General features: G+C 61.9%; 31 protein-coding genes and 1 tRNA gene. 18 read left to right on the top strand and 14 right to left on the bottom strand.

The annotated features are described in order from the left end of the window. From G453_RS0106395 to G453_RS0106365, 7 genes are all read right to left on the bottom strand, one after another. Complete coding sequence (locus G453_RS0106395) at positions 1-1,395, bottom strand: multicopper oxidase family protein (RefSeq protein ID WP_084502141.1); 1,395 nt, start codon at positions 1,393-1,395, stop codon at positions 1-3. 217 nt (positions 1,396-1,612) lie between these two features. Beyond that, positions 1,613-2,209 carry a hypothetical protein gene (locus tag G453_RS0106390; RefSeq protein WP_027190378.1) on the bottom strand — a complete coding sequence of 199 codons (597 nt, stop codon included), beginning with the start codon at positions 2,207-2,209 and terminating at the stop codon, positions 1,613-1,615. A gap of 290 nt (positions 2,210-2,499) precedes the next feature. After that, the gene (locus G453_RS26090) at positions 2,500-3,702 is read right to left on the bottom strand and encodes an MBOAT family O-acyltransferase (protein WP_027190377.1); all 1,203 of its coding nucleotides are present in this window, start codon (positions 3,700-3,702) and stop codon (positions 2,500-2,502) included. Between the two features lie 141 nt (positions 3,703-3,843). Beyond that, positions 3,844-5,463, bottom strand: coding sequence for an amino acid adenylation domain-containing protein (locus G453_RS0106380; protein WP_027190376.1), 1,620 nt, complete (start codon positions 5,461-5,463; stop codon positions 3,844-3,846). Further along, entirely contained in the window at positions 5,460-5,702 is a 243-nt protein-coding gene (locus G453_RS28370) for an acyl carrier protein (RefSeq protein ID WP_027190375.1), read from the bottom strand. Before G453_RS28370 ends, G453_RS0106380 begins: the two co-directional genes overlap by 4 nt. 2 nt (positions 5,703-5,704) lie before the next feature. After that, positions 5,705-5,833, bottom strand: coding sequence for a hypothetical protein (locus G453_RS28995; RefSeq protein WP_268870760.1), 129 nt, complete (start codon positions 5,831-5,833; stop codon positions 5,705-5,707). Further along, positions 5,830-7,305, bottom strand: coding sequence for a hypothetical protein (locus G453_RS0106365; protein ID WP_156920826.1), 1,476 nt, complete (start codon positions 7,303-7,305; stop codon positions 5,830-5,832). The genes G453_RS28995 and G453_RS0106365 overlap by 4 nt, the downstream gene beginning before the upstream one ends. 197 nt (positions 7,306-7,502) lie before the next feature. Here G453_RS0106365 and rpsB point away from each other — a divergent pair, with 197 nt between their 5' ends. The 6 genes from rpsB to G453_RS0106335 all read left to right on the top strand — a co-directional run bounded on the left by rpsB (position 7,503) and on the right by G453_RS0106335 (position 12,589). Continuing rightward, positions 7,503-8,303: a 30S ribosomal protein S2 gene (gene rpsB, locus G453_RS0106360; protein WP_027190373.1), complete on the top strand. Its 801-nt coding sequence runs from the start codon at positions 7,503-7,505 to the stop codon at positions 8,301-8,303. Positions 8,304-8,307: 4 nt separating this feature from the next. After that, positions 8,308-8,910 carry a translation elongation factor Ts gene (gene tsf / locus G453_RS0106355; protein WP_027190372.1) on the top strand — a complete coding sequence of 201 codons (603 nt, stop codon included), beginning with the start codon at positions 8,308-8,310 and terminating at the stop codon, positions 8,908-8,910. A gap of 318 nt (positions 8,911-9,228) precedes the next feature. Beyond that, entirely contained in the window at positions 9,229-9,942 is a 714-nt protein-coding gene (gene pyrH / locus G453_RS0106350; RefSeq protein WP_027190371.1) for a UMP kinase, read from the top strand. A gap of 12 nt (positions 9,943-9,954) precedes the next feature. Beyond that, positions 9,955-10,509 carry a ribosome recycling factor gene (gene frr / locus G453_RS0106345; RefSeq protein WP_027190370.1) on the top strand — a complete coding sequence of 185 codons (555 nt, stop codon included), beginning with the start codon at positions 9,955-9,957 and terminating at the stop codon, positions 10,507-10,509. Between the two features lie 228 nt (positions 10,510-10,737). Beyond that, entirely contained in the window at positions 10,738-11,472 is a 735-nt protein-coding gene (gene uppS / locus G453_RS0106340; protein WP_027190369.1) for a polyprenyl diphosphate synthase, read from the top strand. Positions 11,473-11,542: 70 nt separating this feature from the next. After that, positions 11,543-12,589 carry an acyltransferase family protein gene (locus G453_RS0106335; protein ID WP_027190368.1) on the top strand — a complete coding sequence of 349 codons (1,047 nt, stop codon included), beginning with the start codon at positions 11,543-11,545 and terminating at the stop codon, positions 12,587-12,589. Positions 12,590-12,607: 18 nt separating this feature from the next. On the opposite strand, the gene G453_RS26085 is transcribed toward G453_RS0106335, so the two are convergent. Next, the gene (locus G453_RS26085; RefSeq protein WP_169725299.1) at positions 12,608-13,984 is read right to left on the bottom strand and encodes a sensor histidine kinase; all 1,377 of its coding nucleotides are present in this window, start codon (positions 13,982-13,984) and stop codon (positions 12,608-12,610) included. Positions 13,985-14,150: 166 nt separating this feature from the next. Between G453_RS26085 and G453_RS26080 the strand changes: the two genes are divergently transcribed. The 4 genes from G453_RS26080 to G453_RS28740 all read left to right on the top strand — a co-directional run bounded on the left by G453_RS26080 (position 14,151) and on the right by G453_RS28740 (position 16,784). After that, positions 14,151-15,872, top strand: a complete 1,722-nt coding sequence (locus tag G453_RS26080; protein WP_205620052.1) for a PAS domain-containing protein — start codon at positions 14,151-14,153, stop codon at positions 15,870-15,872. 62 nt (positions 15,873-15,934) lie between these two features. Then, positions 15,935-16,011 (top strand) — tRNA-Pro (locus tag G453_RS0106320). Positions 16,012-16,266: 255 nt separating this feature from the next. Further along, a complete protein-coding gene (locus G453_RS28745; protein WP_235731707.1) occupies positions 16,267-16,476 on the top strand; it encodes a phospholipase D-like domain-containing protein in 210 nt (69 codons plus the stop codon). Between the two features lie 20 nt (positions 16,477-16,496). Then, positions 16,497-16,784 (top strand): phospholipase D-like domain-containing protein, encoded by a 288-nt coding sequence (locus G453_RS28740; RefSeq protein ID WP_235731706.1) that lies wholly within the window; start codon positions 16,497-16,499, stop codon positions 16,782-16,784. A 30-nt stretch (positions 16,785-16,814) separates the two neighbouring features. On the opposite strand, the gene G453_RS27805 is transcribed toward G453_RS28740, so the two are convergent. Continuing rightward, positions 16,815-16,982, bottom strand: a complete 168-nt coding sequence (locus G453_RS27805) for a hypothetical protein (protein WP_156920825.1) — start codon at positions 16,980-16,982, stop codon at positions 16,815-16,817. A 397-nt stretch (positions 16,983-17,379) separates the two neighbouring features. Here G453_RS27805 and G453_RS0106300 point away from each other — a divergent pair, with 397 nt between their 5' ends. The 3 genes from G453_RS0106300 to G453_RS0106290 all read left to right on the top strand — a co-directional run bounded on the left by G453_RS0106300 (position 17,380) and on the right by G453_RS0106290 (position 18,945). Next, a complete protein-coding gene (locus G453_RS0106300) occupies positions 17,380-17,613 on the top strand; it encodes a hypothetical protein (RefSeq protein ID WP_027190367.1) in 234 nt (77 codons plus the stop codon). A gap of 97 nt (positions 17,614-17,710) precedes the next feature. Continuing rightward, positions 17,711-17,956, top strand: coding sequence for an Ada metal-binding domain-containing protein (locus G453_RS0106295; RefSeq protein WP_027190366.1), 246 nt, complete (start codon positions 17,711-17,713; stop codon positions 17,954-17,956). Then, on the top strand, positions 17,953-18,945 hold the full coding sequence (locus tag G453_RS0106290; RefSeq protein WP_156920824.1) for a radical SAM protein: 993 nt from the start codon (positions 17,953-17,955) through the stop codon (positions 18,943-18,945). The genes G453_RS0106295 and G453_RS0106290 overlap by 4 nt, the downstream gene beginning before the upstream one ends. A 151-nt stretch (positions 18,946-19,096) precedes the next feature. Here G453_RS0106290 and G453_RS0106285 read toward each other — a convergent pair whose 3' ends face one another. The 4 genes from G453_RS0106285 to G453_RS0106265 all read right to left on the bottom strand — a co-directional run bounded on the left by G453_RS0106285 (position 19,097) and on the right by G453_RS0106265 (position 22,510). Beyond that, positions 19,097-19,738: a class I SAM-dependent methyltransferase gene (locus G453_RS0106285; protein ID WP_027190364.1), complete on the bottom strand. Its 642-nt coding sequence runs from the start codon at positions 19,736-19,738 to the stop codon at positions 19,097-19,099. A gap of 1,104 nt (positions 19,739-20,842) precedes the next feature. Next, positions 20,843-21,951, bottom strand: a protein-coding gene (locus G453_RS0106275; RefSeq protein WP_156920823.1) for an IS3 family transposase whose coding sequence is annotated in 2 segments (ribosomal slippage) — positions 20,843-21,690 and positions 21,690-21,951 — 1,110 coding nt in all. Because the reading frame shifts where the segments join, the coding sequence is not laid out codon by codon here. Between the two features lie 55 nt (positions 21,952-22,006). Then, on the bottom strand, positions 22,007-22,282 hold the full coding sequence (locus G453_RS27800; RefSeq protein WP_156920822.1) for a hypothetical protein: 276 nt from the start codon (positions 22,280-22,282) through the stop codon (positions 22,007-22,009). Positions 22,283-22,339: 57 nt separating this feature from the next. Then, a complete protein-coding gene (locus G453_RS0106265) occupies positions 22,340-22,510 on the bottom strand; it encodes a hypothetical protein (RefSeq protein ID WP_156920821.1) in 171 nt (56 codons plus the stop codon). A 162-nt stretch (positions 22,511-22,672) separates the two neighbouring features. Here G453_RS0106265 and G453_RS0106260 point away from each other — a divergent pair, with 162 nt between their 5' ends. Further along, complete coding sequence (locus tag G453_RS0106260; protein WP_027190360.1) at positions 22,673-22,915, top strand: hypothetical protein; 243 nt, start codon at positions 22,673-22,675, stop codon at positions 22,913-22,915. A 1,607-nt stretch (positions 22,916-24,522) separates the two neighbouring features. Here the strand turns inward: G453_RS0106260 and G453_RS0106245 are convergent. Then, positions 24,523-24,759: a hypothetical protein gene (locus tag G453_RS0106245; RefSeq protein ID WP_027190359.1), complete on the bottom strand. Its 237-nt coding sequence runs from the start codon at positions 24,757-24,759 to the stop codon at positions 24,523-24,525. Positions 24,760-24,917: 158 nt separating this feature from the next. On the opposite strand from G453_RS0106245, the gene G453_RS0106240 reads away from it, so the two are divergent. The 4 genes from G453_RS0106240 to G453_RS27790 all read left to right on the top strand — a co-directional run bounded on the left by G453_RS0106240 (position 24,918) and on the right by G453_RS27790 (position 25,778). Further along, positions 24,918-25,133, top strand: coding sequence for a helix-turn-helix domain-containing protein (locus G453_RS0106240; protein ID WP_027190358.1), 216 nt, complete (start codon positions 24,918-24,920; stop codon positions 25,131-25,133). Continuing rightward, positions 25,130-25,327, top strand: coding sequence for a helix-turn-helix domain-containing protein (locus G453_RS0106235; protein WP_027190357.1), 198 nt, complete (start codon positions 25,130-25,132; stop codon positions 25,325-25,327). Before G453_RS0106240 ends, G453_RS0106235 begins: the two co-directional genes overlap by 4 nt. Further along, complete coding sequence (locus tag G453_RS27795; RefSeq protein ID WP_156920820.1) at positions 25,327-25,482, top strand: hypothetical protein; 156 nt, start codon at positions 25,327-25,329, stop codon at positions 25,480-25,482. Before G453_RS0106235 ends, G453_RS27795 begins: the two co-directional genes overlap by 1 nt. A gap of 119 nt (positions 25,483-25,601) precedes the next feature. Beyond that, positions 25,602-25,778 (top strand): hypothetical protein, encoded by a 177-nt coding sequence (locus G453_RS27790; RefSeq protein WP_156920819.1) that lies wholly within the window; start codon positions 25,602-25,604, stop codon positions 25,776-25,778. Positions 25,779-26,038: the final 260 nt, after the last annotated feature.

Genomic DNA, 26,038 nt, shown 5'->3' with positions numbered 1-26,038 from the left:
CTATTGTCCTCCTGTCTGGCCGTGGCCCGATTGTCCGTGATCCGGCTGCGGCGGGGCTGGGGCGTGCCCGCCGTGTGATGTGTCAGGCTTGGTGGCCGCAGGCGCGTGCGCGCCGCCGTGCGCAGGAGGCGCGGACGCCCCGGCTGGGCGCACGTCGAAGAGCATGGTCATGCCGCCCATGGGCATGACCCCCATGGGGACGGGCGCGTGGGCGTTCACCACGTGGTGCAGCTTGTGGCAGTGCATGTGCCAGTAGCCCGGATGGGTGAAGGTGAATTCCACGTCGCGCACCGCGCCGGGGGAAACGTTCACGGTGTTGCCGGGCCACTGGGCGGACTCCGGGATGGGGCCGCCCTCGGTGCCGGTGACGCGCCAGGTGACGCCGTGCAGGTGGATGGGGTGGGCGTGCATGTTGGAGAGGTTGGCGAAGCGCAGGCGCACGGTCTCGCCCACGGCGGCGGTGAGCACGTCCGTGGAGGGCGCGGCCTTGCCGTTCATGGTGAACCAGTTGGGGTCTGTGGAGGTCACGTCCACGTATTCGTTGCCGGGCAGGAAGTGCCACTCCTGCAGCAGGATGGCGATGTCTCGATCCACGCGGCGCGAGCCGTCCGAGGGGTGGACGATGAAGAAGCCGCCAAGCCCCATGCCCACCTGCTTCTTCTCGTTGAAGGAGGAGTGGTACATGAAGGTGCCCACCTGGTGCACCGTGAATTCGTAGGTGTAGGTCTGGCCGGGCCTGATGGGCGGCTGGGTGAGGCCGCCCACGCCGTCCTGGTCGTTGGGGACTTCCAGGCCGTGCCAGTGGACGCTGGTGGGTTCAGGCAACTCGTTTTTGACGATGATGCGCACCCGGTCGCCCTGGATGAGCTCGATGGTGGGGCCGGGCACGGAGCCGTTGAAGCCCCAGATCTTGACCTTCTTGGGGACGTCCATGCCGTGCATGGCCCCCTTGGCCTTGTGCCAGCGGTCCCAGAGGGAGCCGGGTGCGGGCGGGCCGTCCAGGAGCAGGCGCTCCACGGGCTGGGCGGTGAGGCGGAAGACCTTGACCTGCCCGTCCATCTCGTAGCCGAGCGAGGGGATGTGCGGCGACTGCACCACGCCGGTGCCCTTGCCGGTCAGCGGCGGGGGCGGCGTGATTGCAATTTTGGGGTCGCGCCAGGGATACAGCGTCCCGGCATGTCCCCCGTGTCCGCCATGTCCTCCCGGCGCTCCAGCCTTCCCTGGTTGCGCCGCATGCCCGTCATGCCCATCCAGCTTGGCCAGGGCCGGGGCCGCCACGCCAAGCGGAGCGAGCGCGGACAAAGCCAGAAACAGACGGCGTCCGGGCAAAGCCCGGTCACCGTCCGCGTTTAATCCCGCCAGCCACTTCCTGATGATCCCGGTGATGCCTGTCACGCGACCTCCTGCTGAGCACTCAGTACCTGCACGTTACGCGAAGCCCGTTGAGGGTCCAGGGCAGAGCCCTGGCAGGGTTCGGGACGAAGTCCCGCCGGGTCCGGTCGGAGCCCGGCGGGACATGGGACACTGCCCCGGTTGGCTCCCTCCGGATGCGTTCAAATATCTCATGAACCTCATCCAGGAGAGCCATTCCATGGTATTCAATACCTGTGACTTAATGTCCAGAGTGGCCGCCTGCCTTGGAGGCATCGCCGTCCTTGTCCTTGCCGCCCATCATGCCCATCATGCCGCCCATGCCACCCTTGCCCATCATCATGTTGTGCTTGCCGTGGTCGAAGTTGCCCCAGGTGGGGATGCCTTCCTTCTCCAGCTTGCGGCGAAGCGAAATCTCGGCCTGGAGCAGCTTCTCTTCCCAGGTGGCGATTTCCTTCACCTGGGCAGCGATGGCCTTGTCGTCGGATGTCGGCAGGGTCAGGAGGGCGTCCAGTTCGTGGCGCTTGGCCGTGACCATTTCCTTGCTGGCGTGGATGACGCGCCCGTCGGTCAGCCAGATCTTGCGGGCGATTTCCTGCTTGTCGGCGGGCAGGTGCTTGATCCAGCCCGGCAGGCCCGGCGCGTAGGTCACGGGTGCTGCTGCGGGAGCGGCTCCCGGAGCGGCGGGCGTAGCGGGATCGGTCTTGGCGGCCTGCGGGTGGTCGCCTCCGCCGGAATGGCTCGTGGCCTTGTCCTGGGCGGCGATGGCCGCGACGCCTACGAGGAAGGCCAGGGTGATGCCGCCGAAGGTCTGGAAAATACGAGATGTCTTGCTCATGGAGATGCTCCCTTGGGTTTAAATGCTACCGTATTGGTAGCATTTGCCGTGCCATCGGGTAAAACCTCGTAATACTAAGCACCATCCAGCGAGAAAGAGCAACAGGGACTTTTGTGTGCAGTGCAACTGCACCAACTTGTGCAATAACTAGCACAAGCTAACCGCACACGACGCGAAGCGGAAAGCCGGGTCCAGGGGGAGGCTTCTCCCCCTGGCGGGTGCAGGGCGGAGCCCGCCGGGGTGCAGGGGCAGCGCCCTGCCGGTCTGGGCGGAGCCCAGCTCTTCCTGCATCAACCCGCCAGAAGCAGCGCGAGGGTCTTGAAGTCCAGCATGAGCAGCAGCCCGAAGCTGATATAGTTGAAGGTGAAGGCGCGGCAGAGCCAGACATACGCCGCGTTCTCACGCAAAGCGCTGAAGAATTCCGGCGCGTGGGAATCCTCCAGCCAGCGTTTCAGCGACCACAGGGCCATGGATGAGCCGTGGAACAGCCCGTACACCACCCAGTTGAGGCCGTCGCCGTGCCAGGCTCCCATGGAGAGGAACGTGACGAACAGCGCCCCGGCCTGCGCGGCCTGGGGGTTGAGCCACGGAAGCCGCATGCGCAGCGACTTGAGCGACGGGAAGAACAGGTAGTCGCGAAACCAGGTGGAGAGGCTCATGTGCCAGCGGTTCCAGAACTCCTGGATGTTGGCGGCCAGAAAGGGCCTGTTGAAGTTCTCGGGCAGGCGCACCCCGAACAGCCCGGACAGGCCCACGGCCACGTCCGTGTAGCCGGAGAAGTCGAAATAGATGAACAGGTAGTAGGCCCAGGCCCCAAGCGCCAGCCCGAAGAGCCCCGGCAGGCGCGCGTCCAGGAATTCCGGCGCGGCCACGCTTGAGAAATAGGCCCACTTGGAGAGCAGCAGGATCTTGATGACGCCAAGGCTCATGCGGATAATGGCGGCGCGCGTCCGCTGGAAATCGAGCGGCGCGTCCGGCGCGGAGAGGTCCTTGGCCAGGGTGGCCACGCGGTTGACCGGGCCGGACACGTAGGGCGCGAAGTACAGGCCCAGCGCGGCGGTCTCGGGCAGGCCGAAGGCCAGGTCCTTGCGGCGGGCCTGGAACAGGGCGTCGATGGCCCGGAACACGAAGTAGGAGAAGCCCATCCAGCCCCAGCCGGAGATGCGCGCGCCGCCTTCTTCGACAAGCGGCAGCCAGGACACGTACACCGGGTGCTTGGCCAGCACCAGGAGCGCCACCCACAGCACCCCCCACGGCCACACGCGCCCCCCGGCCCGCACGCGCCGGACGCCGACATACAGGAGCGCCACGCTGGCAAGGAGCAGCGGCAGGAAGGTGCGCCCGCCGGACAGGAGCGCCAGGAACGGCAGAGAGACGAGAGAGAGCGCGGCGGCGCGCCACCCCGGCGACAGGCGCGGGGAGATCAGGCGATAAGCGATGAGCGCCGGGATGATCAGCGCGTAGAAGGTGAGTTCGGAATAGTAGTTGAGCATGCTGCGGAGAGTGCGTCTCTGGTTGCGTTGTTATATTCGGGGAGCGGGGAGGCACCGTTGAAGAAGGCCTCCGGCGGCCAGAGGGCTTCGCCCTCTGGACACCCTTTCCGCTTCGCGCCGGTTGCCGGAGTGTATCAGACGTTATGTCTGCTCCCGCATGAGCGCCTCGACATGCAAAACCAGGGCTTTTTTGTCCGTCTTGCCGTTGCCGTTCTTGGGGAGTTCGTCGAAGAAATAAACCTGATGCGGCAGCATGTAGGCCGGGAGCGCCTCGGAGAGCGCCAACAGCAGGGCGTTCTCCGCGTCGGACACGTCTGCGGCAGGCCCGGAGACGCAGGCCGCCAGCTCCGCCTCGTCCCGCCCCGCCACCGCCAGCACCGCCGCCTCCACCACGCCCGGCAAGCTTGCCAGTGCGGCTTCCACGTCGCCAAGCTCGATCCGGTGTCCCCGTATCTTCACCTGATTGTCCGCGCGGCCCACGTAATGGATCACGCCGGATTCGTCGCGAAAGGCCAGATCGCCGGTATCGTAGAGAATGTCGTTGATGTCGGGCTGAAGCGGGTTCGGCACGAAGGCCTTGTGCGTCAGCTCCGGCCTGCGCCAGTACCCGGCGCTCACCTGCGCGCCCCGCACGAACAGCCTGCCCGGCAGCCCCGGCCCGGCGGGCAGCATGCTCCCCGGCGACAGAATCAGGCACTCGGTGGGAGAGGTCGGCCTGCCGATGGGCACGGGTTTGCCCAGGTCCACCTGCGTCACCTTGTGGGCCGTGACCACGATGGTGGTCTCGGTGGGGCCGTAGTTGTTGTACAGCTCGCAGTGCGGCAGGGCGTCCAGCCAGGCCTTGGCCAGGCCGGGCGCGAGAGGCTCGCCCGCGAACACCGCCAGACGCAGGCTGGGGAAGGCCCCCGGCGTCAGCTGCCGGGAGCGCACCATCATGGCGATCACGGAAGGCACCGAGTTCCAGCAGGTGATGCCGCGCGAGGCTATGAACGGGCCGGGAAAGGCCTTCTGGGCCGGAGTTTCCAGCGGATGCACCGACGCGCCGTTGAAAAAGGCCCCGAAGATGTCGTGTACGGAGATGTCGAAGGTGGGGCTGGCGTGGCCCGAGAACCGGTCGGCCGGACTGATCCCGAAGTGGCGCGCCATCCAGCCCAGATAGGCCCGCACGTTGTCGTGGCGCACCATCACGCCCTTGGGCACCCCCGTGGAGCCGGAGGTGTACAGGATGTAGGCCAGATCCGCCCCGATGGACGGACACGGCCTGGGCGCTGGCGCATGGGCGAAATCCGTCGGGACGAGCATCCGGCACGCCAGGGCGGGCGCGCCCCCTTCGCCCGGTTCGGGCGGACCGTCCAGCACGATCACCGCCTTGGGGCAGACCCCGGCCAGCTCCAAGGCCTGGACCAGCAGCGGAACCAGGGCGCTGACGGTCATCACCGCCTCGGGTTCGGCGTCGCGGATGACCGCAGCCAGACGGGCTGGCGGGTTGCCTACGCCAAGCGGCAGGTAGCAGCCCCCCGCGCGCAGGCAGGCCAGCATGCCCACACAGCACTCCACGGAGCCGTCCATGAGGAGCGCAGCCCTCGCCCCGCGCGAAAATCCCAGGTCCTGAAGCACGCGTGCCACGCGCCCGGCCTGAAGGGCCAGGGCCGAATAGCTGAGCGCCCCGCGCGACCCCACCACGGCGGGCGCTTCGGGGGTGCGCTCGGCCCAGTGCCATACCGTCTCATGCAGAAGCGAAAGATCGGAAGGCAGGCTCACTGGGCAAGCACTCCCTGGGCGCGCAGCCAGGAAGCCAGCGCCTCGACCGTGGTCAGCTCGCCCATGAGCTCGGGCGGCACGGGAACACCGGCCCAGGTCTCCAGGGCCAGTATCAGGTTCACGTGCGCCAGGGAGTCCCACCCCCTGGTGCGGCCCATGCCCGCGTCGGGACCGAGCGTCCCGGACCGCAACGTCTGGCCGATGAAGGCCGTCAAATCGTCCATGTTTTTTTGCGACATGGCTAGAATGCTCCGTAGAAGGTCCCCCAGGCGATGCGCACCCCGGTGACCTCAGGATTTATGAGCAGCGAGAGCGCGCAGAACACCAGCGCCCCCGCCAGCAGCGACAGCGCAGCGTCGGACAGTTTCATCGCACGTCTCCCGTTACGGGTTTCGGCCAGGGCAGGCAGCCGCCTGAGCCGCGCAGGGAGAAGTCCCGCACGCAGAAAGGGATCACAGGCAGGCGCGCCTCGCCCGGCCAGCAGGACCCAAGCGCCCCAGGGCTCCCCGAGAGCGTCTCCGGACCGGGGGCCAGCCTGCCGGGAAAGGCCCCGGCGCGGGTCATGTCCGCCAGCAGCAGCCGCACGGCCTTGAGCTTGCCCACGGAGCCCGGCTTGTATCCGGTCTGATGCGGGGGCGAGTCCGACTCCATGATGAATTCGCGCTGGTTGAGCCCATGGTCCAGTACGTGGTCGCTGACCACGTGCCCCATGGGCAAGAGGATGTCCCGCACGGCGTCCACGAAGCCGGGCCGGTAGTGGCGCTGGTAGTCCTGCGGGGTGATGCTCACCTCGGGAGGGAAGAACCACACCAGCCTGACCCCGGCCTCGCGCAGCACTTCGCCCACCATGCGGGTCCAGGCGCGGTTGGCTGCGGCCTCCGGGCCGTCGAAGGGGTTGCGGGAGGGGTTCAGTAGCACGGGCGCGTCCAGGCGGAGGTCGCCCAGGACTGCCGCGTTCTGGTCCAGGAGCGACAGGGTGCGGCGCTGGCGCGACTCTTCGCCGTAGCGCGCCAGAAGCGATGTGTTCCAGATAAGCGCGTCGCGAAGCTCGGCCGGTTTGTTCACGGCCAGGTGCGGATTGCCCCGGACGCCCGCCGCAGAGCGATAGTGGCTGCCGCTCTGCACCGCGTTGGCCAGGGCCTGACGGGGCGTGTCCGTCAGGAACACCTCCCTCACGTCCAGGCGGGAGCGCCAGTCCGCTCCGAAGCGCTCAAGCGCCCTGGCGTAGGCCGGGGAGGCTTTAAGCAGCGCCGCGTACTCGTCGATGGCCGGGCCAGCCGCCGGATAGCGCAGCTTCCACTGCTCCAGGATGTAGGCCGTCTCCAGGCAGGAGCGCTCCACGTCGGTCCAGGGGGTCTCGGTGAAATGGGTCAGGTTGGTGTGGCCCGTGGCGTATACGACCGTCTTCAGGTTCGGGGCCTTGAGCGCCTGGTTCACGTACCAGAGGTGCTCCAGGAACCCGGCTCCCAGGCGGCCCATGTCGTAGAAGCCCTGGCCGGGCGCGTCGAACTCGCGCTGCGCGGCCAGCCGGGCCGTGGCAGCGTAGGAACTTGAAGGGTCCTCCAGGGCGGGCCAGCCCTTGGCGTCCAGGTCGTTGTCCACCCAGGCGTTTATGATGTAGCTGGCCCCCACGAAGGCGTGCCTTGGCTCGGCCGCGCGGGCCGGGTCGAAATAGGCGGAGGCCGGGAGCTGCTGGCGGCGAAACAGCGGGTAGCTCTCGGCGTAGTGCAGCTGCGGCAGCGCCGCGCAGGCCAGCCATGCCAACCCGAATCCGGCGGCAAGCAGGAGCGCTCCGGCAAGCCGGGGCGCGACAGGGGGCCTCTGGTGAACGCAGGAGTCCATGATGCGCGAGACCTACCCCATTTGCACCACGAAAAAAACCCCCGCCCGCACCGGACATCCCACTTGCCAAAAGGGAGCGGACGTTGTAGCTAACTCCGCTTCCCAACTTCACACACGCCGGAATACACCCCCCACGGGTGCCCGCAAGGGCCGGAGGACGGACCCCGGCGTGGAGGAAAAAACCCAAGGAGAGCCCCATGGCCTACGTCACAATGAAACAGCTTCTGGAAACTGGCGTCCACTTCGGACACCAGACCCGCCGTTGGAACCCCAAAATGCGCCCCTTCATCTTCGGCGCGCGCAACGGCATCCATATCATCGACCTGCAGCAGACCGTTAAGCTGTTCCAGAAGGCTCACGACTTCCTGGTCGACACCGTCGCCAAGGGCGGCAACATCATCTTCGTCGGCACCAAGCGCCAGGCGCAGGAAGCCGTGAAGAAGGAAGCCGAACGCTGCGGCCAGTACTTCGTCACCCACCGCTGGATGGGCGGCATGCTCACCAACTTCCAGACCATCCGCGGCTCCATCGACCGCCTGAAGAAGCTTGAGTCCGGTTTCGCCGACGGCACCATCACCAAGCGCTACCACAAGAAAGAGCTGGCCATGTACGGCCGCGAAGTCACCAAGCTGAACGCCACCCTGGGCGGCATCAAGAACATGGACGGAGTGCCCTCGGCCGCGTTCATCATCGACCCCAAGCGCGAAGAGATCGCCGTGCAGGAATGCCGCAAGCTCGGCATCCCCGTGGTGGCCGTTGTGGACACCAACTGCGACCCCGACGTGATCGACTACATCATCCCCGGCAACGACGACGCCATCCGCGCCATCAAGCTCTTCGTGACCTGCGTGGCCGACGCCTGCCTCGAGGGCGAAGCCGCCCGCAAGGACCAGGGCGCTGGCGCTCGCGACGAAGCCGACCTGGCCGAAATGGAAAAGATCGAAGAGAAGCCCGAAGCCGCCGTCGAGACCGAAGCGGCCGGGACCGAGGAGGTTTAGTATCATGGCTCAGATCAGCGCCAGCGCGGTCAAGGACCTGCGCGACAAGACCAGCGCCGGAATGATGGATTGCAAGAAAGCCCTGGAAGCCTGCGGCGGCGACTGCGAGAAGGCCGTTGCCTGGCTGCGCGAGAAGGGTCTTTCCAAGGCCGCCAAGAAGGCCGGACGCGCCACCTCCGAAGGCGTCATCGGTTCCTACATCCACTCCAACGGCAAGATCGCCGTCCTGGTGGAGATCAAGTGCGAGACCGACTTCGTCGCCCGCAGCGACAAGTTCCAGGAGTTTGCGCGCAACGTGGCCATGCAGGTCGCCGCGACCAACCCCCTGTGCGTCTCCCCTGAGGGCATTCCCGCCGACGTGCTGGAGAAGGAAAAGGCCATCTTCATGGCCCAGACCAAGGCCGAAGGCAAGCCCGACAACATCGCCGAGAAGATCGTCGAAGGCCGCATCAAGAAGTTCTACAAGGAAGTCTGTCTGATGGAGCAGGCGTTCATCAAGGACGACAAGCTCACCATCCAGACCCTCCTGAACGACCTGGTGGCCACCCTGGGTGAAAACATCCAGGTGGGCCGCTTCGTCCGCATGCAGCTGGGCGAAGAAGCCTAAAAATAAAAAACGGGCCGAAAGGCCCGTTTTTTTCTGACCACGACGCCGCCGCGAGGGGAGCACCTCCCCGCCAGGGTTCCCCTCGCGCCTTTATTTCCAAAGAAATTGACGGCGGTTCCCGTCACGGCTTAGCATGAACAACTTTCGCAGGCACGGTGCCGTATTACCGACCTGCTGCGGCAGGCTCCCGGAACCAATCCGCACGGGCCGGGCCGCACGTTTCGATCCGCACGACACATCTCCCCCGGCAGGTCCAGGGCAGCGCCCTGGCGGGGGTGTGGAGGTTTACGGCCTCCACCTTTCCAGGACCTGATTCATATGGAAAACCTTCGTTTCAAGCGCGTTCTTCTGAAACTCTCGGGCGAGGCCCTGGCCGGTCCCAAGGGATTCGGCATCGACCCCGACACCGTCATCGCCTTCTGCAAGGAGATCGTGGAAGCCGCCTCGCTCGGCGTGGAGCTGGCCATGGTCATCGGCGGGGGCAACATCTTCCGGGGCATGTCCGCCTCGGCCTCGGGCATGGACCGCGCCAGCGCCGACTACATGGGCATGCTGGCCACCGTCATGAACGCCGTGGCCGTGCAGGACGCCCTGGAGAAGATGGGCCTGTCCACCCGCGTGCTCTCGGCCATCACCATGCAGGAGGTCTGCGAGCCCTACATCCGCCGCCGCGCAATCCGCCATCTGGAAAAGGGACGCGTGGTCATCTGCGCCGCAGGCACCGGCAACCCCTACTTCACCACGGACACCGCCGCCGCGCTGCGCGCCATGGAGCTCAAAAGCCAGGTCATCATCAAGGGAACCAAGGTCAACGGCATTTACGACAAGGACCCCAAGAAGTATGATGACGCCGTGATGTTCAACAAGCTGACCTACATGGAAGTGCTGGAGAAACAGCTCCGGGTCATGGACACCACCGCCGTGTCCCTGGCCATGGACAACAACATGCCCATCGTGGTCTTCAACATGTTCGTTCCCGGCAACTTGAAGCTGGTGGTCACCGGCGACCGCGCCCGGACCATCGTGGAATAAGGAGAGAGAAGCATGGACAGCGTGCTTGCTGACGCCAAGACCCGCATGGAAAAGGCCGTGGCCGCCCTTGAAAAGGAATTCTCCCACCTGCGCACCGGCAGGGCCTCCATCTCCCTGCTGGACGGCCTGAAGGTGGACTATTACGGCACGCCCACTCCCGTGGATCAGATCGCCTCCGTGTCCACCCCGGACAGCCGCACCATCACCATCCAGCCCTGGGACCGCGCGGCCTTCGGACTGGTGGAGAAGGCCATCCTGAAGTCTGACCTGGGCCTCACCCCGGTCAACGACGGCAAGATCATCCGCATCGCCCTGCCGCCCCTCACCGAGGACCGCCGCAAGGAGCTGGTGAAGGTGGGCAAGAAGTACACCGAGGAAGCCAAGGTGGCCGTGCGCAACATCCGCCGCGACGCCAACGACGCCCTCAAGAAGCTTCAGAAGGACAAGGCCATCTCCGAGGATGACCTGCGCAAGGGCGAAGCCGACATCCAGAAGACCACCGACGCCTTCGTGGCCAAGATGGACCAGACCTTCGCCAAGAAAGAAAAAGAGATCATGGAAATCTAGTCGAAGACGCCTCCGGCGGCCAGGGGGAGAAGCCTCCCCCTGGACCCGGCTGTCGGCTTCGCGCATGAGTCCGCACGCGCGCACTCCCCCGCGAAGCCCTTGCCGGAACTGGGGGGATTGAAGGCTGCTCCCTCAGCGGGCGTGGTGACCGCGCCTGCAATGTATCTCTGGCCCCCTGGACGCTTCCGCCCTGGGGGCCGACGCTCTTACGACCGACAGGAAACCCAGATGCCAGAAACAACCCGCCCGCTCCCCCGCCATCTGGCCGTCATCATGGACGGCAACGGCCGTTGGGCCCAGGCGCGAGGACTCGGCCGCAGCGAAGGCCACAAGGCCGGAACAGAGACCGCCAAGCGTTTGGTCACCCGCTGCCGGGAGCTGGGCATCGCCCACCTGACGCTCTACACCTTCTCCAAGGAGAACTGGGGACGCCCCCAGGACGAAATCCGCACCCTGTTCGACCTGCTGGTGCGCTTTCTCAACAACGAGCTCAAGTCCCTCATGGACCAGGACATCCGCCTGAGGGTGCTTGGCGAGCTGGAGGATTTTCCCTTCGCGGTGCGCCAGGTGCTGGGGCACGTGATGCGAAAGACCGAGAAGTGCTCGTCCATGACGCTGAACCTCGCGCTGAACTACTCGGGGCGCGGCGAGATCCTGCGGGCCTGCAAGCGGCTCATCGAGCAGGGGGTGGCCGCCAAGGACGTCACCGAGGAGCGCTTCAGCGCGGAGCTGTTCACGGCGGGCCAGCCCGACCCCGACCTAGTGGTCCGCACCAGCGGCGAGGTGCGCATCAGCAACTACCTGCTCTGGCAGAGCGCCTACGCCGAGTACTACTTCACCGACGTGCCCTGGCCGGACTTCGACGACGCCCAGCTGGACCTCGCCCTTGAAGCCTACGCCTCGCGCCAGCGCCGCTTCGGCCTGACCGGAGCCCAGGCCGAGGGCGGCGAAGCTCCCAAATAAACGCCTCAGGGGACAGCCCGGGACGCCGTCCGGCCTCCCCGCGCCCTCCATCAAGAAGACGCAGACGTTCATGAGTACCCCGCTGATCGACGCCCCCACCTCGCGCCGCCTGACCGCGCTTCGCGCGCTGCTCATGCTCTGCGTGGTGGGCATCCACTCGGAGAAGGGCGTGCTGTTCAACATGGCCGCCGAAGCGCCCCTGGCACACGCCCTTTTCAACGTGTTCTGCCGCCACATCTTCCAGACCGCCGTGCCGCTCTACTTCGCCATGTCCGGCTACCTGCTCTTCCTGCGCTACGACGGCAACCTGGCAGAATACCCGCGCCTGGCGTTCAAGCGCTTCAGGAGCATCTTCCTGCCCTTCCTGCTGGTGAACGGTTTCTGGATCGCCTACCTGACGATCGCCGGGGGCATTCCCGGCATCGGGGGCACCACATACCTGCGCGAACGCGGCGTGTTCAGCCTGCTTCTGGGCTTGAACGGCCTGCCGCTCATCTATCCGCTGTGGTTCCTGCGGGACCTGTTCGTGTTCTTCCTGCTGGCCCCGGCCTTCGGGTTCATGCTGCGGCGCGCGCCGTACCTTGGCCTGTGCGGCTTCTGGCTGTGCTGGAACTTCATCCTGCAGGAGAGCATTCCCATAGACTTCGGCGGAGCATTCTTCTTCTACCTGGGCGGGCTGCTTGCCGTGAAACGGGCTGACCTGGACGGTTGGCAGGGTCTTCGCCTGCCGGTGCTGCTGGCCTGGGCCGCGCTCATCGGGCTGAGCTCCACCATCCAGGTGGGGGGAATCGAGACCGCGTGGCGCTTTCCGCTCTGGCGCATGAGCATACTGATCGGGAGCGTGGCGGTCTGGCAGCTGTCGGGACTTCTCCGGCTGGGCGAGAGCCGCATGCTGCTGAAGCTCGCGCCGTCCATCTTCTTCGTTTACCTGCTGCACGAGCCGGTGCTGTCCTATCTGGCCACCTGGACGAGGGGGCTGGTGGGGTCCGGGTCGGCTTCGCAACTGGGCTACGCCCTGCTGCTGGGCGTAGCCACGGTGGCTATCACCTACGCCATGGGCTGGGCTCTCAGGCGGTTCGCGCCGCCAGTCTATTCGGTGCTGACCGGCGGCAGGTAGTGCGTACTTCGCGCCTGTTCAGGCGGGCATAGGCAGGCGCACCCGGACCAGGGTGCCCTCGCCCTGGCCGGTTTCCAGGGCGATGTCCCCGCCGTGCACCTCGGCGATCAGCCGGGCGGTGTACGTACCAAGCCCCGTGCCGCCCGCCTTGCCGCAGGTGGCGTACTTCTCGAAAAAACTCGCCCGGATGTCCTCGGGCACGTCCCTGCCGTTTCGCACCTCCACCACAACCCGGCCCGGCTCGCGCCGCAGGCGCACCGTAACTCCCTCGCCCGGCTTGGACGCCTCCAGGGCGTTTTTGATCAGGTTGGCCAGCATGGTGTAGCACAGGAGCTCCTCCCCAAGCGCCGGGAAAGGGTCCTCGTCGGCCACAAGCTCAAGCTCCATGTGCGCCGAGCGGTACGGTCCGCCAGATTCGTTCCAGATGGCCCGCACCAGCGCCGCGAGGTCCAGGGGCTCCGGGGCCAGGGCGTACACGCCCTGCTCCATGCGGTAGAGCGACAAGGACAGCGTGATCATGGACTGCATGCGCCGCCCGGACTCCAGCATCATGCGCAGCATCTCCCGCTGGCGCTCCGTGAGGTTGTCGGACTCCAGCAGGAACTGCGGCAGGGTCAGGATGGCCGTCAACGGAGACTTCAGGTCGTGCCGGGTGATGCGCTCCACGTCCTCGCGCAGTTCCTCGGCCTTGAGGCGGTCCACCGCGCCCACCACGGCGCTGCGCAGGGCGTCGCTGAAGTGCTCCATGTAGTCGGTGGCCATCTCCGGGCTGTAGCGCTCCGGGCTTGCGTCCAGCACCAGGAGCAGGCCGGCCCAGCGCCCCTCATGGAAGCGGTCTTCCAGGGGATAGGCGAAACAGGAGCCGAAACGCTTGGCCTGGGCGGGAGTCAGCAGGCCGCGCGGCGCGGCGGCCACCGGCCCCACGTAGCTCCTGCCCCCGGCGGCCAGCACCGGCTCGGCCATGGCGCGCAAAACGTCCTGGGGAACGCAGGAGATCACCTCGGGGAGATATTGTCCGTAATCGTCGGCATCCATGAACAGCAACATGGAGTCCACCCGGAACAACTTGCGCAGCGCCTCCAGGACGTCGGCCAGATCATCGAGGGCGCGCAGGGATTCCAGAATCTCGAAGGCCTGACGGAAACGGTCGAAGGCGCGCAGGGTGTTCTCGTAGCGCCTGCGGTTTTCCTCGTAGGCCTGCTTCAGGCGCCTGGTCTTGGCCATGGCCACGGCGGCTGCGTCCTCCAGGGCCGCGCGCTCCCCAACCACACCCAGCACGGACTGACGCAAGGCCTCGGCCTGCCCGGCCAGAAGCGGCACGCGCATTTCCCTGGCGGAGCGCTCCAGGGATTCCAATTGGCCCAAAAGCGCCGAAAGCAGTGGGTGTCCGTGCATGAATCGTATGTATCCCAGGCTGCCCTGCATGAAAAGCGAAGGTTGCAAACCTCGGCAATGTCAGCCAAGAGGGTGTTGGTGGGATTGTTTTCAACATTGATCTATCAGGATGGCGTCTTTCCGGGCCGTTTGGAGCGTTGACTCAATGCCAGAGGGAGAGCCTGACGTGAAAAAGCACTTTGGGGCACGCCTCAGGACCCTGCGGCTTGGCCGCGGCCTGACGCAGCTGCAACTCGCGCAGCGGGTGGGGATTTCGGACAGGCACCTGAGCCGCATGGAGCGGGGGCTGGTGTCGCCCTCCTTCGAGTGCATCGAAAAGCTGTGCAACGCCCTGGGGACCGCCCCCGTGGAGCTGTTCCAGTTCCGCAGCCCCGGCCTGGCAACCGCCAGTCCCGCCCAAGCCCCCGCAGCGCAGAACGCGCAGGCCGTGTTCGAGGCGCTCCTGGAAAAGGACGCCATCCTCAAAAGCCTGCCCGGCCTCACCGTGAAATGCGTGGACCAGGACATGCGCTTGGTCTGGTTTTCCACGGCATCCGCCGATTCCGTCTTGAACGACGCGCCATCCTGCGTTGGCAGGCCATGCTACGAGGCCGCGCACGGCCTGGACGCGCCCTGCAACGGTTGCCTCATGCCCGCAGTCTTGCAGACTGGCGAATCCCTGGAGGGTGAGGTGACCGCTCCCAACGGACGGGCTTTCCTCACCCGCTGCAACCCCGTGCTCGCCTCCGACGGACGCATCAAGGGCGCGATCCACGTTGCCCTGGACATCTCAGGGCGCAAGCAGGTGGAGGAAGAGCTCCGCCTGGTGCGCCAACGGCTCGAACACCTGCTGGCCACTGGCCCGGCCATGCTCTATTCCTGCGAAGCGGGCGGGGGCTACGCAGCCACGTACATTTCAGACAACATGCAGAGCCTGTTCGGGCACGCGCCGCAATCCTTCATCGGCTCTTCGGACTACTGGTTCGCAAACCTGTATCCCGGCGAAAGGGAACGCCTGTTTGAGCGCTTGCCGCTTCTTTTCGAGCAGGGCCACCTGACGCAGGAGTTCCGTTTCCGCCACGGCAACGGCGGGTGGCGCTTCATCCGCGACGACCTGCGCCTGGTGCGCGACGAGGACGGCAAGCCCCGGGAGATCGTCGGATCGTGGCTGGACATCACCGACGCCAAGGCCTCCGAGCTGGCCATGCGTGACTCGGAATCGCGCTACAAGAACCTCTTCATGACCAATTGCACGGTCCAGCTGCTCATCGACGCGGAGTCCGGGGCCATCCTGGACGCCAACCCGGCTGCCTGCGCCTTTTACGGGTACTCCAGCCACGAAATCCGCAGCAAAACCATCGGCGACATCAACGTCCTGCCTCCCGATGAGCTGGCCGAGAAACTGCGGGAAGCCCGCGCGCTCGACAAAACCCTGTTCCGTTTCCGGCACAGGCTGGCCAACGGAGACCTCCGCGACGTGGAGACGCGCACGTCGCTCATGAAGCACGGCGGACGCAACGTGCTGCACTCGCTCATCATCGACGTGACCGAAAACGAGGAGTTCAAGCGCCGGATATTGCAGCTCAACCGCGAATGGAAAGAGGCGTTCACGCACGGGCCGCACGGGCTGGCCATGCTGGACGAAGACTTGCGCGTCCTGTCGGCCAACCGCCTCATCGCCAGGATGCTGGGCGCAGGCCAGGAACCGCTGGAAGGAACACGGTGCAGGATCAGGAACAGCCAGGATGGCTGGCCGCCCCGGCCCGGACAGACCATCTGCGCCGAAGTGGGCATGGACGGATACGCGGCGACGCTCAATGTGACCATCACCCCGCTCTCACCTTCGGAGGACATGCCGCTGCGGTACTTCATGGTGTCCGTGGCCAACTACGCCGAATCCGGGGGCTGACCCGCCAGCCGGAGCCGTGCTTGCCATGCCCCGCATAATCCACTAGGGTTGGGAGTTCATGTCGGGGCGTAGCGCAGCCTGGTAGCGCACCTGCCTTGGGCGCAGGGGGCCGTGAGTTCAAATCTCGCCGCCCCGACCAAAGAAAACAATGGGTTACGGTGAAAATCGTGGCCCATTTTTTCTTGCAAATTTTTCCTATGGGCCATCCTGTGGGCCATAAATACACGGCTTGGAATTGCGGGAGCGGCATTCGCCCTCCCCTTGTCCATTCCTGCCGTCAGCGACTCAATGTCTATTTTTGCCTAGCTTGCTCTTTGGCGTATCGGTCAACTTTAGCAATGCTGTCTGGCTCCTCCATCTTGCCCCCAGCTCTCTCTCAATGTAACCGATGGACATGAACCGCATTGCATCCGCCCTATTCCTGTTCCTTTTTCTGACCGTCCCCGTCCATGCCGCCGACCTTGTTCTGAAGGACGCCCCGGCGCAGGTCTACTTCTCCCCTCGTGGCGGGGGGCAGGACGCCATCGTGCTGACCATCGGCAGTGCCAAGTCCACGATTCTGGTTCAAGCCTACAGCTTCACGTCCGCCCCGCAGAGGCGCTGAAGAAGGCCCACGACCGAGGCGTGAAGGTTCAGGCGATCCTCGACAAGAGCCAGCGCGGCGAGAAGTACACCGGGGCCACCTACCTGAAGAATGCGGGCATCCCAGTGTCCATCGACGCCGCCCACGCCATCGCGCACAACAAGGTGATGGTCCTTGATGGGGAAACGGCAATCACAGGTAGTTTCAACTTCACCAAGGCGGCCGAGGAGCGCAACGCGGAGAACGTGCTTATCGTCAGGGACAAGGTGCTGGCGAGGCTCTACCGGGAGAACCGGGAAGCGCATCGGGGGCATTCCGAGGAGCATTGAGTGGCCTTGAGGCCTCAATGACTTGCGGGCCTATCTTTCCTTGTTGATGAAGCGTTCGCCCATCTCTCTGCCCTTGTGGTGATCGAAGTCCACGCGAACAGAGTCTCGCCCTCTGGGGCGGGCCAGGACGAGCCACGCAATAACCGCGCCGATGGCGAGGGCAACGGCTACGGACAGCAGCCACAGGTATTCTGACATGCCTTCAGGGTAGCAGGGCGGGTAGGGGAAGGGAAGGTTCTACGGGGGGCAGCCTGCCCAGATGTCCAGGTTCTACCAGCACGAATTTCACCTTCAACAGTGCTGCCTTCATACCTCTTCCAGTTCCCCTACCTTTCCATCCACCCAGATTTCAGCGACAAGAGAAAATGTTATAATGCTCCCCCGCACAGCATTCGCCAGAAAACGATATTGGTGGAGCAGGGACGGAACAACCTTTCACCTTCGCGGTACGCGCTCATGGCTCCTCTGTAGAACCTAGAGCGTGTGAGGATTGAGCGCGAGGTCAGCGTGATTGAGGAACAAATGCGTGCGATCAATCAGGGTGGCCGCCATGCCCAAAAGACACATCGGGGCTTGGCACATAGGGCGATTCAACATGAAAGCTGACACCGAAAAGACTCTCCTTGAGAAGCCCTGGGCCATCCTCGGTATCAGCCGTCGTCAATACGACTCGGCCAAGCCATGGAAGAAGGCCAATATGAGCAAAGAGGAATTCGCCAAGCTTGTTTGCATGGTTTCTCCCGAAGCGATCAAGAGTCTGAAGGAACAGGCCGATGTTGAGATGCTTCTGGAGGCCGCCTTCGGGAAAAACTGCCTCGAAGAGAGATGACTCCGTGAGGGTCCGAATTCTTCGGGATTCTCCACCTTGCTACCCACGCCACCTCGGACATATAAGCGCAAGACGTTGACCGACACCGGAGCCGACGATGCCCATGATCCGCCCAGCTGCCCTTCACGCCCTCTTGTCCCTGGTCATCCTGGCCGGGGCGCTCATCGTGCCCGACAACGCCCCCGCCCAGCAGCAGGGCGTATACCACGGCAACGTCCAGTCGCACATCTTCCATCACCAATCCTGCCGGTTCTTCGACTGCAAGGCCTGCACTGTTATGTTCAAGAGTCGCGAGGAGGCCGAGAAGTCGGGCTACCGCCCGTGCAAGGTGTGCAAGCCGTGAAGCGCATCATGTCGCCGATTGCAATGGCTCTTGGGCTAAAGACACCATTCATGGTCACGCATCATGTGACATATCGGTGCAATCTAGACTGTGACATGTGCTGCATGAAAAGACTACCCGCCGCAAATGAGATGTCCACTGCGGATTGCATCAATATGCAGCGGGACTTCAGGAAACACGGAACCACGGTTTGGGGCTATTCAGGAGGCGAACCGCTCGTTCGGGAAGACCTGGAACAGCTACTCACTTCGGCAAATAACATAGGCATGAAGACCGTCTTGAACACCAACGGCGTTCTTCTGCCGCAACGGGTCAAGATCGGAAAACTGGCAGGTGCAATAGCGATAGGCATCGACGGAGGCAGGCAGTCACATGAAGCGTTGCGGGGCATCGGAACCTTCGACAAGGCGGTGGAAGGGTTGGAAACCCTCGCACGCATGGAACCCACGCGCCCACGGGTGACGATCCATACCATCCTCAACAGCAGGTCCATCGAACCGAATCAACTTGACGAGGTGTTGCGTCTGGCCTTCGACTGTGGCGTTCAAGTTAGTTTCACGCTGGCCTTTGCCCACCACGCCGATGACCGGCTTCTGAACAACGGAAGGCAGTACACGCCAACCGCCGAGCAATTCCAGGAATTCCTCGGCTGGCTTGAACGGGAGAAAACCGGCCCCAAAGCCCTCGTCCTTAAGGATGATCCTGCGTTTTTTCGCGCGCTCGGCAACTTTCCAGACTATCCGCGCCGCATCCCTTGTCAGGCCAGCTCGCGCCACTGTGTGATCGACCCGACTGGCTTGACCCTCCCCTGTGCCGACCTGTTCGACCATCCGATCGCCTTTCTGCCTCGAGGCAACCGATTCGACTACGGCTACCAAGGCTTCACAAAGCTTCCCTGGATCAAATCCTGTGGCAAGCAGTACTGCTACACTGCAAAAAACAATTACATCCTCGGCAGTCCATGGAGACTATTTAGGCACTTTTTTTAAAATTGAAGGAGGGACAGAAGTGGCCCCGATCCTTCGGACAGATAGCGGCATAACCACGTCCACCTTATTTTCGCCGCCCGCTGGCCCTATGAACCGGAGCCAATCTATGTTCGAGAGTCGATTCTGGGCGGCATCCAGTCTGGGGCGCAACTTACTTGCTTGCTTCCAAGGTGAATGTTTCAAGTTCAAGAAACCCGCGAGGCAGTCTTTGTTCATTTTCCAGGTTTTGCAGGTGTGTGTCGCCGCTTTGGTTCAATGGCCATGAGCAAACTTTCGCAAAGCCAGCTGTTTGCAGGGAATGAACCAAAATTCGCGGCGTGTAGACAAAGATGTGTCCCCAATTTCTTACGAAGTTGTTCAATACGAAGGTTGGATCGGATATGTCTACCCTCGGGAAGAAGGTTTGCATCGACCACCGGATGTAATCATTCTCCCGCTTGGTCCTGTCGCGTCTGAACAAATTTATCAGGAACTCCAGATTCGGCGTCGAGACGCGGAGCTTACCTCCAGGCTTCAAAAGCCTGTGACATTGTGTGAGCTTGTGCAATCCTTGCTCGTAGGTGATATGTTCAATAAGATGCTCGCTGAAAATGTAGTCGAACGATTCGTCGGCAAACGGAAAGCATTGGGTGACATTCAGCTGCAATACATTGTCGCTGCACGGAACCACATCGCTGTTGAGCCAATCCGGGAGTATGTTATTTCCGCAACCAAGATGCAGCTTGCGAGTTAGGTGCTGGCTGAAATACTGTTCGGCAATCGCATGGAGTGCGGATGGATTCTCGGTGCACATTGATTTACTCGGTGTCCAGTCTGACGATGCTCACAGGAAGCTGCGCCTTGGGAGGCGACTAGTCAGGCAACTGCGGCCATGCGCGGTAGGGAAATGGCCTGAGCCAGCAGAGTCACGGCGGCCTGAGTGAGTCCTCATCTGTGCGATTTACCAGCCTGGCACTACGTTGGTGTTAGTGTATCATTTTGTTTTTGTTTATAATTCCAGTAAGTCGGCGACTAGATTCATTTCACCCCTCTGGTGGAGGGCTGGAGGTCCAAGCACAAATTCACCAAAGCAAATTTCATCCACGATGTCCAGGTCACCAACGACTGCCTGACCAGCCGTGCCGGACACAACTCATTCGTTACCTATATTTCCAGCGAGATGACGCTTCTTTCAGCTCCAAGTGGCGCAACAACCCTGGTCAACCTCCTGGTGAACCTTGGGTTGACCGCGATGTTGGAGAGCACTGTTTAAGCCCCTGTAATCACTGTGTATGAATGTGTATGACACGGAAGAGTGTCAACCCCTAATTACCCCGGCACTTCAGATATCCTCCTGCAAAATCTCCATACATCGTCCATCACCGAATGAGACATGAGGTCCGAAGTGCTGTTTTTTCGATTGGGTTGAAAATAAGGTTCATGCTAGCGTTCAGGTTATCCTGGTGTAGTTTTTCACCATGCGAAGCCGCGACCACTCCGGCCCAGCGCATTGAACTCCAGAAGCTGCGCCCTTCGTCCTCACATCTTGCTCCCAACCCTCTCCCCATGTACCCCACGAACATGAACCACATCGCAACTGCCTTCCTCCTACTCCTCTGCCCTGGCCCTCCCCGCCCACGCCGCCGATCTCATCCTCAAGGACGCCCCGGCGCAGGTCTATTTCATGTCCAATTTACTCATAGTCGTTTAGTTTTAAACTCGGAAATCCGACAAGGTTCCTCAAAAATGACCCTTCACTTTTGATTTCCTTCTCGACCGTAACGAACTCCGCATCTATCACATCAACCTCTACAGCTACAGGTGCCAATTCCGTCTTCTTAACGGCCTTACACACTTGAATTGATGGATCAATCTCACGCAAGTACTTCCTTAAGCTTATCGTGTAAACCTCCCCTGGTTAGTGCCAGTCGAAAGTTGAGACCTCCGGTGAGTTGAAGACGAGGTACTCGGAGGGCGTGAGATCTCCGAGCGACTCATGGGGCCTCTGTTCATTGTACTGCTTCACCCAGTCCTCCACGATCTCCCTGACTTCGCTCAGCCTGCTGAACACGTAGAAATCCAGCACCTCGTGTCTGAAGGTGCGGTTGAATCTCTCGATGTACGAGTTCTGCGTTGGCTTGCCGGGCTGGATGAATTCCAACACCACACCACGTTGTTCCGCCCAGTCCGCCAGGGCTACTGAAATAAGCTCGGGGCCGTTGTCCATCCTGAGCTTCGCCGGGCAGCCTCTCCAGGCCGTCACCCGGTCCAACACCCGGACGACCCTGGCGGCCGGCAGAGTGGTGTCCACCTCGATAGCCAGTGCCTCCCGGTTGAAGTCGTCGAGCACGTTGAACGTGCGAAATCGTTGCCCGCTCATCAGCACGTCGCTCATGAAGTCCACAGACCAGCACACGTTGGCTGCCGCAGGCACGGCCAGCTTCTCAGGATGCCGCGACGGCAGGCGTTTCTTGCCTTTCCGGCGCAGATTCAGTTTCAGCTCGCAATACACGCGGTACACCCGCTTGTGGTTCCAAGTCGGCTGTTGCCTGCGAACCAAGGGGAACAGCTTGCCGAAGCCGAATCGCGGGAATCGTTCGGCCAGACTGACCAGCGTTTCGATCACCAGGCCGTCTTCCGATGCCTTGGGCTGGTAGCAGTACACGGTCCTGCTCAAGCCGAAGGCATGGCAGGCTCTGCGAAGGCTCAGCCCGTGCTCGATGCGGACGTAGGTGACCAGGTCGCGCTTGTCGTCTGGCCTTACAACTTTTTTGCGATCACATCCTTCAAGGCCCGGTTTTCCAGGCTCAGGTCGGCGTACATCTGCTTCAGGCGACTATGCTCAGCCTCAAGTTCCTTCAAACGGCGAACGTCAGACGCCTCCATGCCGCCGAACTTGGTCTTCCACTTGTAGAACGTCGTCGAGCTGATGCCGTTCTCGCGGCACAGGTCCGAGATGGATCGGCCCGCCTCGGCATCCTTGAGAATCCTGACAATCTGGCTTTCAGAAAAACGAGATTTCCGCATCGCTCCCTCCGTGGGGCTGCTTTGCCAGAAATCTCAACTTTTCGCTGGTCCTATTCTAGGGGAGGGTTACAATCGGGCTAATTTTAAAATTTTTATCGCCTAAAATATCACAGATATTTCCATAAGAATACCCTCGTTCAACGAGATCAAATATCTCATCTTTCAAAGCCATAACGATGTCTTTTTTCGTCAATCTTGAGGGCGCTTTTTGGGGAGCAGCTTTTAACGCGCCCCTGAGGGAGTCCAGAAACTTTGGAGTGAACAGTTCTGATTTCTTATGTTTTTTTCTTTGCTTTGCTGTTCTGAGTTGCAAGTCATCGGCTAACCTCACATTTTTTTAGCTCGTTCTAGTGCAAAACAATTTGAGTCGTCAAAAGCTATATACACTTCAGTAGGCCACGAGCTTCTGCACCGACGCGCCACCATTCTCCAACTGCATCCGAATGAGCCAGCCGTGTTTGGCAGCTATCCCCCAGGCTTCGTCCTTGTGGACGTTCGTGTGCTTCCTGTCGAAGCGTAGGAACCCCTGGCCATCCCGAAGGAAGACTTCAACGTGCATGGAGCGAAGGGCGCGGAGAGGATCGAAGAGAGCGGGCATGTAAGCATTATTTGAGGCGACTGATGGTTGGAGCCACTTGGATTATCCCAACACGTTCATTCTTGCTTCACCACCTTGCCCTCTTCCCGTGTCTGATTGATCATGCGCAGGAGGAGGGCCACCATGCTCAAACCACACACAAACACGACCACCACCCGCCAGTTGAGTCTATGGGAAGGCAGGGCGTCTGCCCCGACCAAAGATAGGGACATCATTCCCGGCATCACCCGCCATGACGTGGATTGGGGCAGCTCAGAGTCCGTGGCCGCGTTGATGCTGGTCGCCAAAGCACTAGACATCTACAGAGAGCGGGAGAAACGTCGGGAAAGCCCTGTCGAAGCCCCTGATTCAGAGGTGCGACAATGACGCCTTTTCACCGGCCCTGACCCTCCCGCAATCTCCGTGGAACCGTCAACCGCCGAGAATGAACCGGCTTCCCAACAAGAGCCTGTGGGGGAGCCCATGCGTATGATCTGCGTGATCCTGTTCTTGCGGGTGCCACCCAAGGAGTTCGCAGGGCTCTCGGGGAAATACATGGGGGGATTGGTCGGCCACTCAATTCCCGACTACTCAATACAAATACGATAAATATGTAGAAGGCGTGGGTTAGTCAGGCGTCTTTCCTTCAATCCCCGCACAAACGATACGTGGACTCCTACCTTGATCAGTCCTTCAGTACTGATAATATGTCGAGATGTTTTCTCATCACGCTGTTTGTCTCACCTGTCGACACGAACCCAAGTGGATGCACGTTGAATGGGCCGTAGTCGGAGTCTGTAAATTTGCTCTAACGGGCACAACCCGGCCCTGTTTCGATGGGCCGTTATTCCTAGATATCGGGCAAGTGCTGCACATCGTCAGGGGATTTCGCGTGCCGCTACCCGTTTGTCAGCATTGGCAAGGCAAGGCCGTATGACGCGCCAATGGAACTCCCGCCAAGTTCTTGCCGACTGTGAACAGATTGTCGGTCAGTTTGAGGAGCAACTCAAAAAAGATCGCATCTGGGATGTTGCTTTTTTTATATCCCTGGCTGGAACTATCATTCTGGGATTGTTCTTACTGAATTAAGGTTGTCCCCCATGAAAGACTGTCCTGATTGCAGATTTTATGGTCTTAACAGGAATGATTGTCCTACTTGCGGCAAGATCTTTCACGATTATCCCGTCGAAAAATGTGTCTGTGCCATCATCGCGCTAGTTTTGATTGCGTTTTTCTCCGCTGCATTTTGGACAGACACGTAGACCTATCTAAAGATTATCTTTCCATGAATGCACGTCTTGCTCGGTAGGCAAAGGCGGCAACACTCATGGCCGCCCTCCATATTCGGCATGATCCACAAGACAAGTGCCCGGCTCCAAGGTGGAACCGGGCACCCCGTCTGAAGGAAAGCAAGGGCGAGCCAGTAGCGAGACGCGGACCCTTTCGACCTCGGACGCGTCTTCTCGCCGAGACGAAAAACCCGAGTGCCCGCCCCCAAAGAGACGGGCACCCTACCTGGGGGAATTCGCGGGCAGGACGGGGCGGCTGGCGTCAGTCCCCGCTCGACCCCAAGCGTGTCTGCCAGCCGAGACGCAACAAACTTACTCACTGGTCCTGCCGGTGGTCAACAACATCGGTGCCGCCCCGACGACAACGGCACCGTCCCCATGCTTCCCGGACCACTACCAGCAGTTTTCCCACTTCGATGCCAGCCGTTGAACCTCTAGTTTTATCTAGCAGTCATAACGGCAACGGCCCGCCCCCAAGTGAAGGAGACGGGCCGCGTTCATTCGATCCCCCGAAGTCCGTTCAGCCGTCCAGGACGCCTGCGGCGGACATGATGCGCCCAGAGATACAGCGTAGTGTGAAGGCCAACCCACGATCCTCGGCATTATCGTTTCGCGTCAGAAGCTCCGCCAGACGCTCCAAAGCGGCACCCGCGTCCATGAACCTCCAGGACGGGGCCGCTCACGTCCTGAGGATTAATTGAGGGGTTATGCATGGCGTACCTCCTTAGGGAGAGAGGCCAAGGCGTCTATTGCAGGCCACAGCAAATTGCCGCAGTGCTCCAGGAGGAATCCAAGCCCCTCAATTTCGCCGCTCTCAAATATATTTCCATCAGACACCGACTTAGACAGAAAACGCAAGATGTCCCAAGCCTTCAGAAGATCCATTTGAGCGCCAACCGCCTTGTCAGTCTCAGCCTTCGTCGTTACTTCACTGTCAGCCATGATTCATGCTCCTTCATGGGTTGTGGTTAGGCCCTGGCGGGTGTTCGTTGCACCTTCCAGGGCCGTTTCAATTGGACTCTTCCTGACGGGTCTGCTCTACTTTATCGCAGCAGACGGGGCAAGGTTTGATTTGATATATGAGAGCAAAGGAGACGGACATGATAACGAGCAGAGTCAAGGAAACCATGGAGAGCCAGGGCGTCACCATGCGCGAATTGATCTCAAGGACGGGGCTTTCCATGCAGACCGTCAACCGTGCCCGTGGGGCGATGATCTCTCGCTGTGCGCTCGAAACCCTGGCGGTCATCGCCGGGGCGCTGAAGGTGAAAACGAAGGACTTGTACGAAGAGGTTGGGCCAGAAGGACAGGCGTGATTGTAGGAAGGCTCAGGGAAATAATGGAGGAGCAAGGCGTCACCATCCAGGGTTTGGCGACAGACGCGAACCTGGCTGAACGTACAATCAAGCGCCTGCGAGGGAACGAATTCCGTCAATGTCGTATGGAAACCCTTGAGGCCATCGCCAGCGCGCTGGATGTGAGGGTGAAAGACCTGTTCGAGGAAGTCTGATGATCCGCGCCTTGGCCCGTTTTGTCGCCTCGGTTATTGTCGTTGTCGTCGGTGTTGTCGCCCTCATCTGGCGGGCGTTGTCGCCCCGACAAAAAACCGCTGGAGTGTCGTCGCTGGACTTTGACCGGCTGAAGGAGCGCGAAGGGAAGCGGTGACAGGCTGGATCATGACCTCTGCCCGATGCTCAAAGGCCCCGGCAGGGACTTCTTTTTCCAGGGCGATTGCAGAGGAGACACGCGCCGTGCTCCCGCCCCACATACAAAGGAGAACGCCAATGCTCAACGGAACGCTGAAGGACGAGGATGTGAATTGGGACACCCCGGAATCCCTGGCGGCCCTGCTCCTGACCTCAAAGATACTGGACAACGCCGCCAAGGCCGAAGAACAGAAATTGTCCACTCCGAAGGGCGAGACGCCGGGTGATACGAACTCCGAGAAGCCGAAGACTTAACCCCGTCCCACGACGCCAGTATCGGAAGTGCCCGCCTCCGAAAAGGCGGGCACCCTGCCCGGGGGAATGCAAGGCATGGCCGACAAAAGCGAGAGGCGTGGCCTTTCAACGCCGGGCGTGTCTTCTCGCGTGGACACCGGAATTTCCAGGTGCCCGCCTCCGAAGAGACGAGCACCCCGCCTGCTGACGCGCAAGGTCTGGCCGACAAGGGCGAGCGGCGGAACCTTTCTCCAACAGGCCGTCTTCTCGCCGAGACGCTA

The organism is Fundidesulfovibrio putealis DSM 16056, from assembly GCF_000429325.1.
Lineage (GTDB): Bacteria > Desulfobacterota > Desulfovibrionia > Desulfovibrionales > Desulfovibrionaceae > Fundidesulfovibrio > Fundidesulfovibrio putealis.
This window is presented reverse-complemented; position numbering and strand designations above follow the sequence as displayed.

Bases quoted from the DNA above. Each gene is read 5' to 3' on its own strand.
- G453_RS0106390 (WP_027190378.1), bottom strand. From the start codon at position 2,209: ATGAGCAAGACATCTCGTATTTTCCAGACCTTCGGCGGCATCACCCTG.
- G453_RS26090 (WP_027190377.1), bottom strand. From the start codon at position 3,702: ATGCTCAACTACTATTCCGAACTCACCTTCTACGCGCTGATCATCCCG.
- G453_RS28370 (WP_027190375.1), bottom strand. From the start codon at position 5,702: ATGTCGCAAAAAAACATGGACGATTTGACGGCCTTCATCGGCCAGACG.
- G453_RS28995 (WP_268870760.1), bottom strand. From the start codon at position 5,833: ATGAAACTGTCCGACGCTGCGCTGTCGCTGCTGGCGGGGGCGCTGGTG.
- G453_RS0106365 (WP_156920826.1), bottom strand. From the start codon at position 7,305: ATGGACTCCTGCGTTCACCAGAGGCCCCCTGTCGCGCCCCGGCTTGCC.
- rpsB (WP_027190373.1), top strand. From the start codon at position 7,503: ATGGCCTACGTCACAATGAAACAGCTTCTGGAAACTGGCGTCCACTTC.
- tsf (WP_027190372.1), top strand. From the start codon at position 8,308: ATGGCTCAGATCAGCGCCAGCGCGGTCAAGGACCTGCGCGACAAGACC.
- pyrH (WP_027190371.1), top strand. From the start codon at position 9,229: ATGGAAAACCTTCGTTTCAAGCGCGTTCTTCTGAAACTCTCGGGCGAG.
- frr (WP_027190370.1), top strand. From the start codon at position 9,955: ATGGACAGCGTGCTTGCTGACGCCAAGACCCGCATGGAAAAGGCCGTG.
- uppS (WP_027190369.1), top strand. From the start codon at position 10,738: ATGCCAGAAACAACCCGCCCGCTCCCCCGCCATCTGGCCGTCATCATG.
- G453_RS0106335 (WP_027190368.1), top strand. From the start codon at position 11,543: ATGAGTACCCCGCTGATCGACGCCCCCACCTCGCGCCGCCTGACCGCG.
- G453_RS26085 (WP_169725299.1), bottom strand. From the start codon at position 13,984: ATGCACGGACACCCACTGCTTTCGGCGCTTTTGGGCCAATTGGAATCC.
- G453_RS28745 (WP_235731707.1), top strand. From the start codon at position 16,267: ATGAACCGCATTGCATCCGCCCTATTCCTGTTCCTTTTTCTGACCGTC.
- G453_RS27805 (WP_156920825.1), bottom strand. From the start codon at position 16,982: ATGTCAGAATACCTGTGGCTGCTGTCCGTAGCCGTTGCCCTCGCCATC.
- G453_RS0106300 (WP_027190367.1), top strand. From the start codon at position 17,380: ATGAAAGCTGACACCGAAAAGACTCTCCTTGAGAAGCCCTGGGCCATC.
- G453_RS0106295 (WP_027190366.1), top strand. From the start codon at position 17,711: ATGCCCATGATCCGCCCAGCTGCCCTTCACGCCCTCTTGTCCCTGGTC.
- G453_RS0106285 (WP_027190364.1), bottom strand. From the start codon at position 19,738: ATGTGCACCGAGAATCCATCCGCACTCCATGCGATTGCCGAACAGTAT.
- G453_RS0106265 (WP_156920821.1), bottom strand. From the start codon at position 22,510: ATGCACGTTGAAGTCTTCCTTCGGGATGGCCAGGGGTTCCTACGCTTC.
- G453_RS0106260 (WP_027190360.1), top strand. From the start codon at position 22,673: ATGCTCAAACCACACACAAACACGACCACCACCCGCCAGTTGAGTCTA.
- G453_RS0106245 (WP_027190359.1), bottom strand. From the start codon at position 24,759: ATGGCTGACAGTGAAGTAACGACGAAGGCTGAGACTGACAAGGCGGTT.
- G453_RS0106240 (WP_027190358.1), top strand. From the start codon at position 24,918: ATGATAACGAGCAGAGTCAAGGAAACCATGGAGAGCCAGGGCGTCACC.
- G453_RS27795 (WP_156920820.1), top strand. From the start codon at position 25,327: ATGATCCGCGCCTTGGCCCGTTTTGTCGCCTCGGTTATTGTCGTTGTC.
- G453_RS27790 (WP_156920819.1), top strand. From the start codon at position 25,602: ATGCTCAACGGAACGCTGAAGGACGAGGATGTGAATTGGGACACCCCG.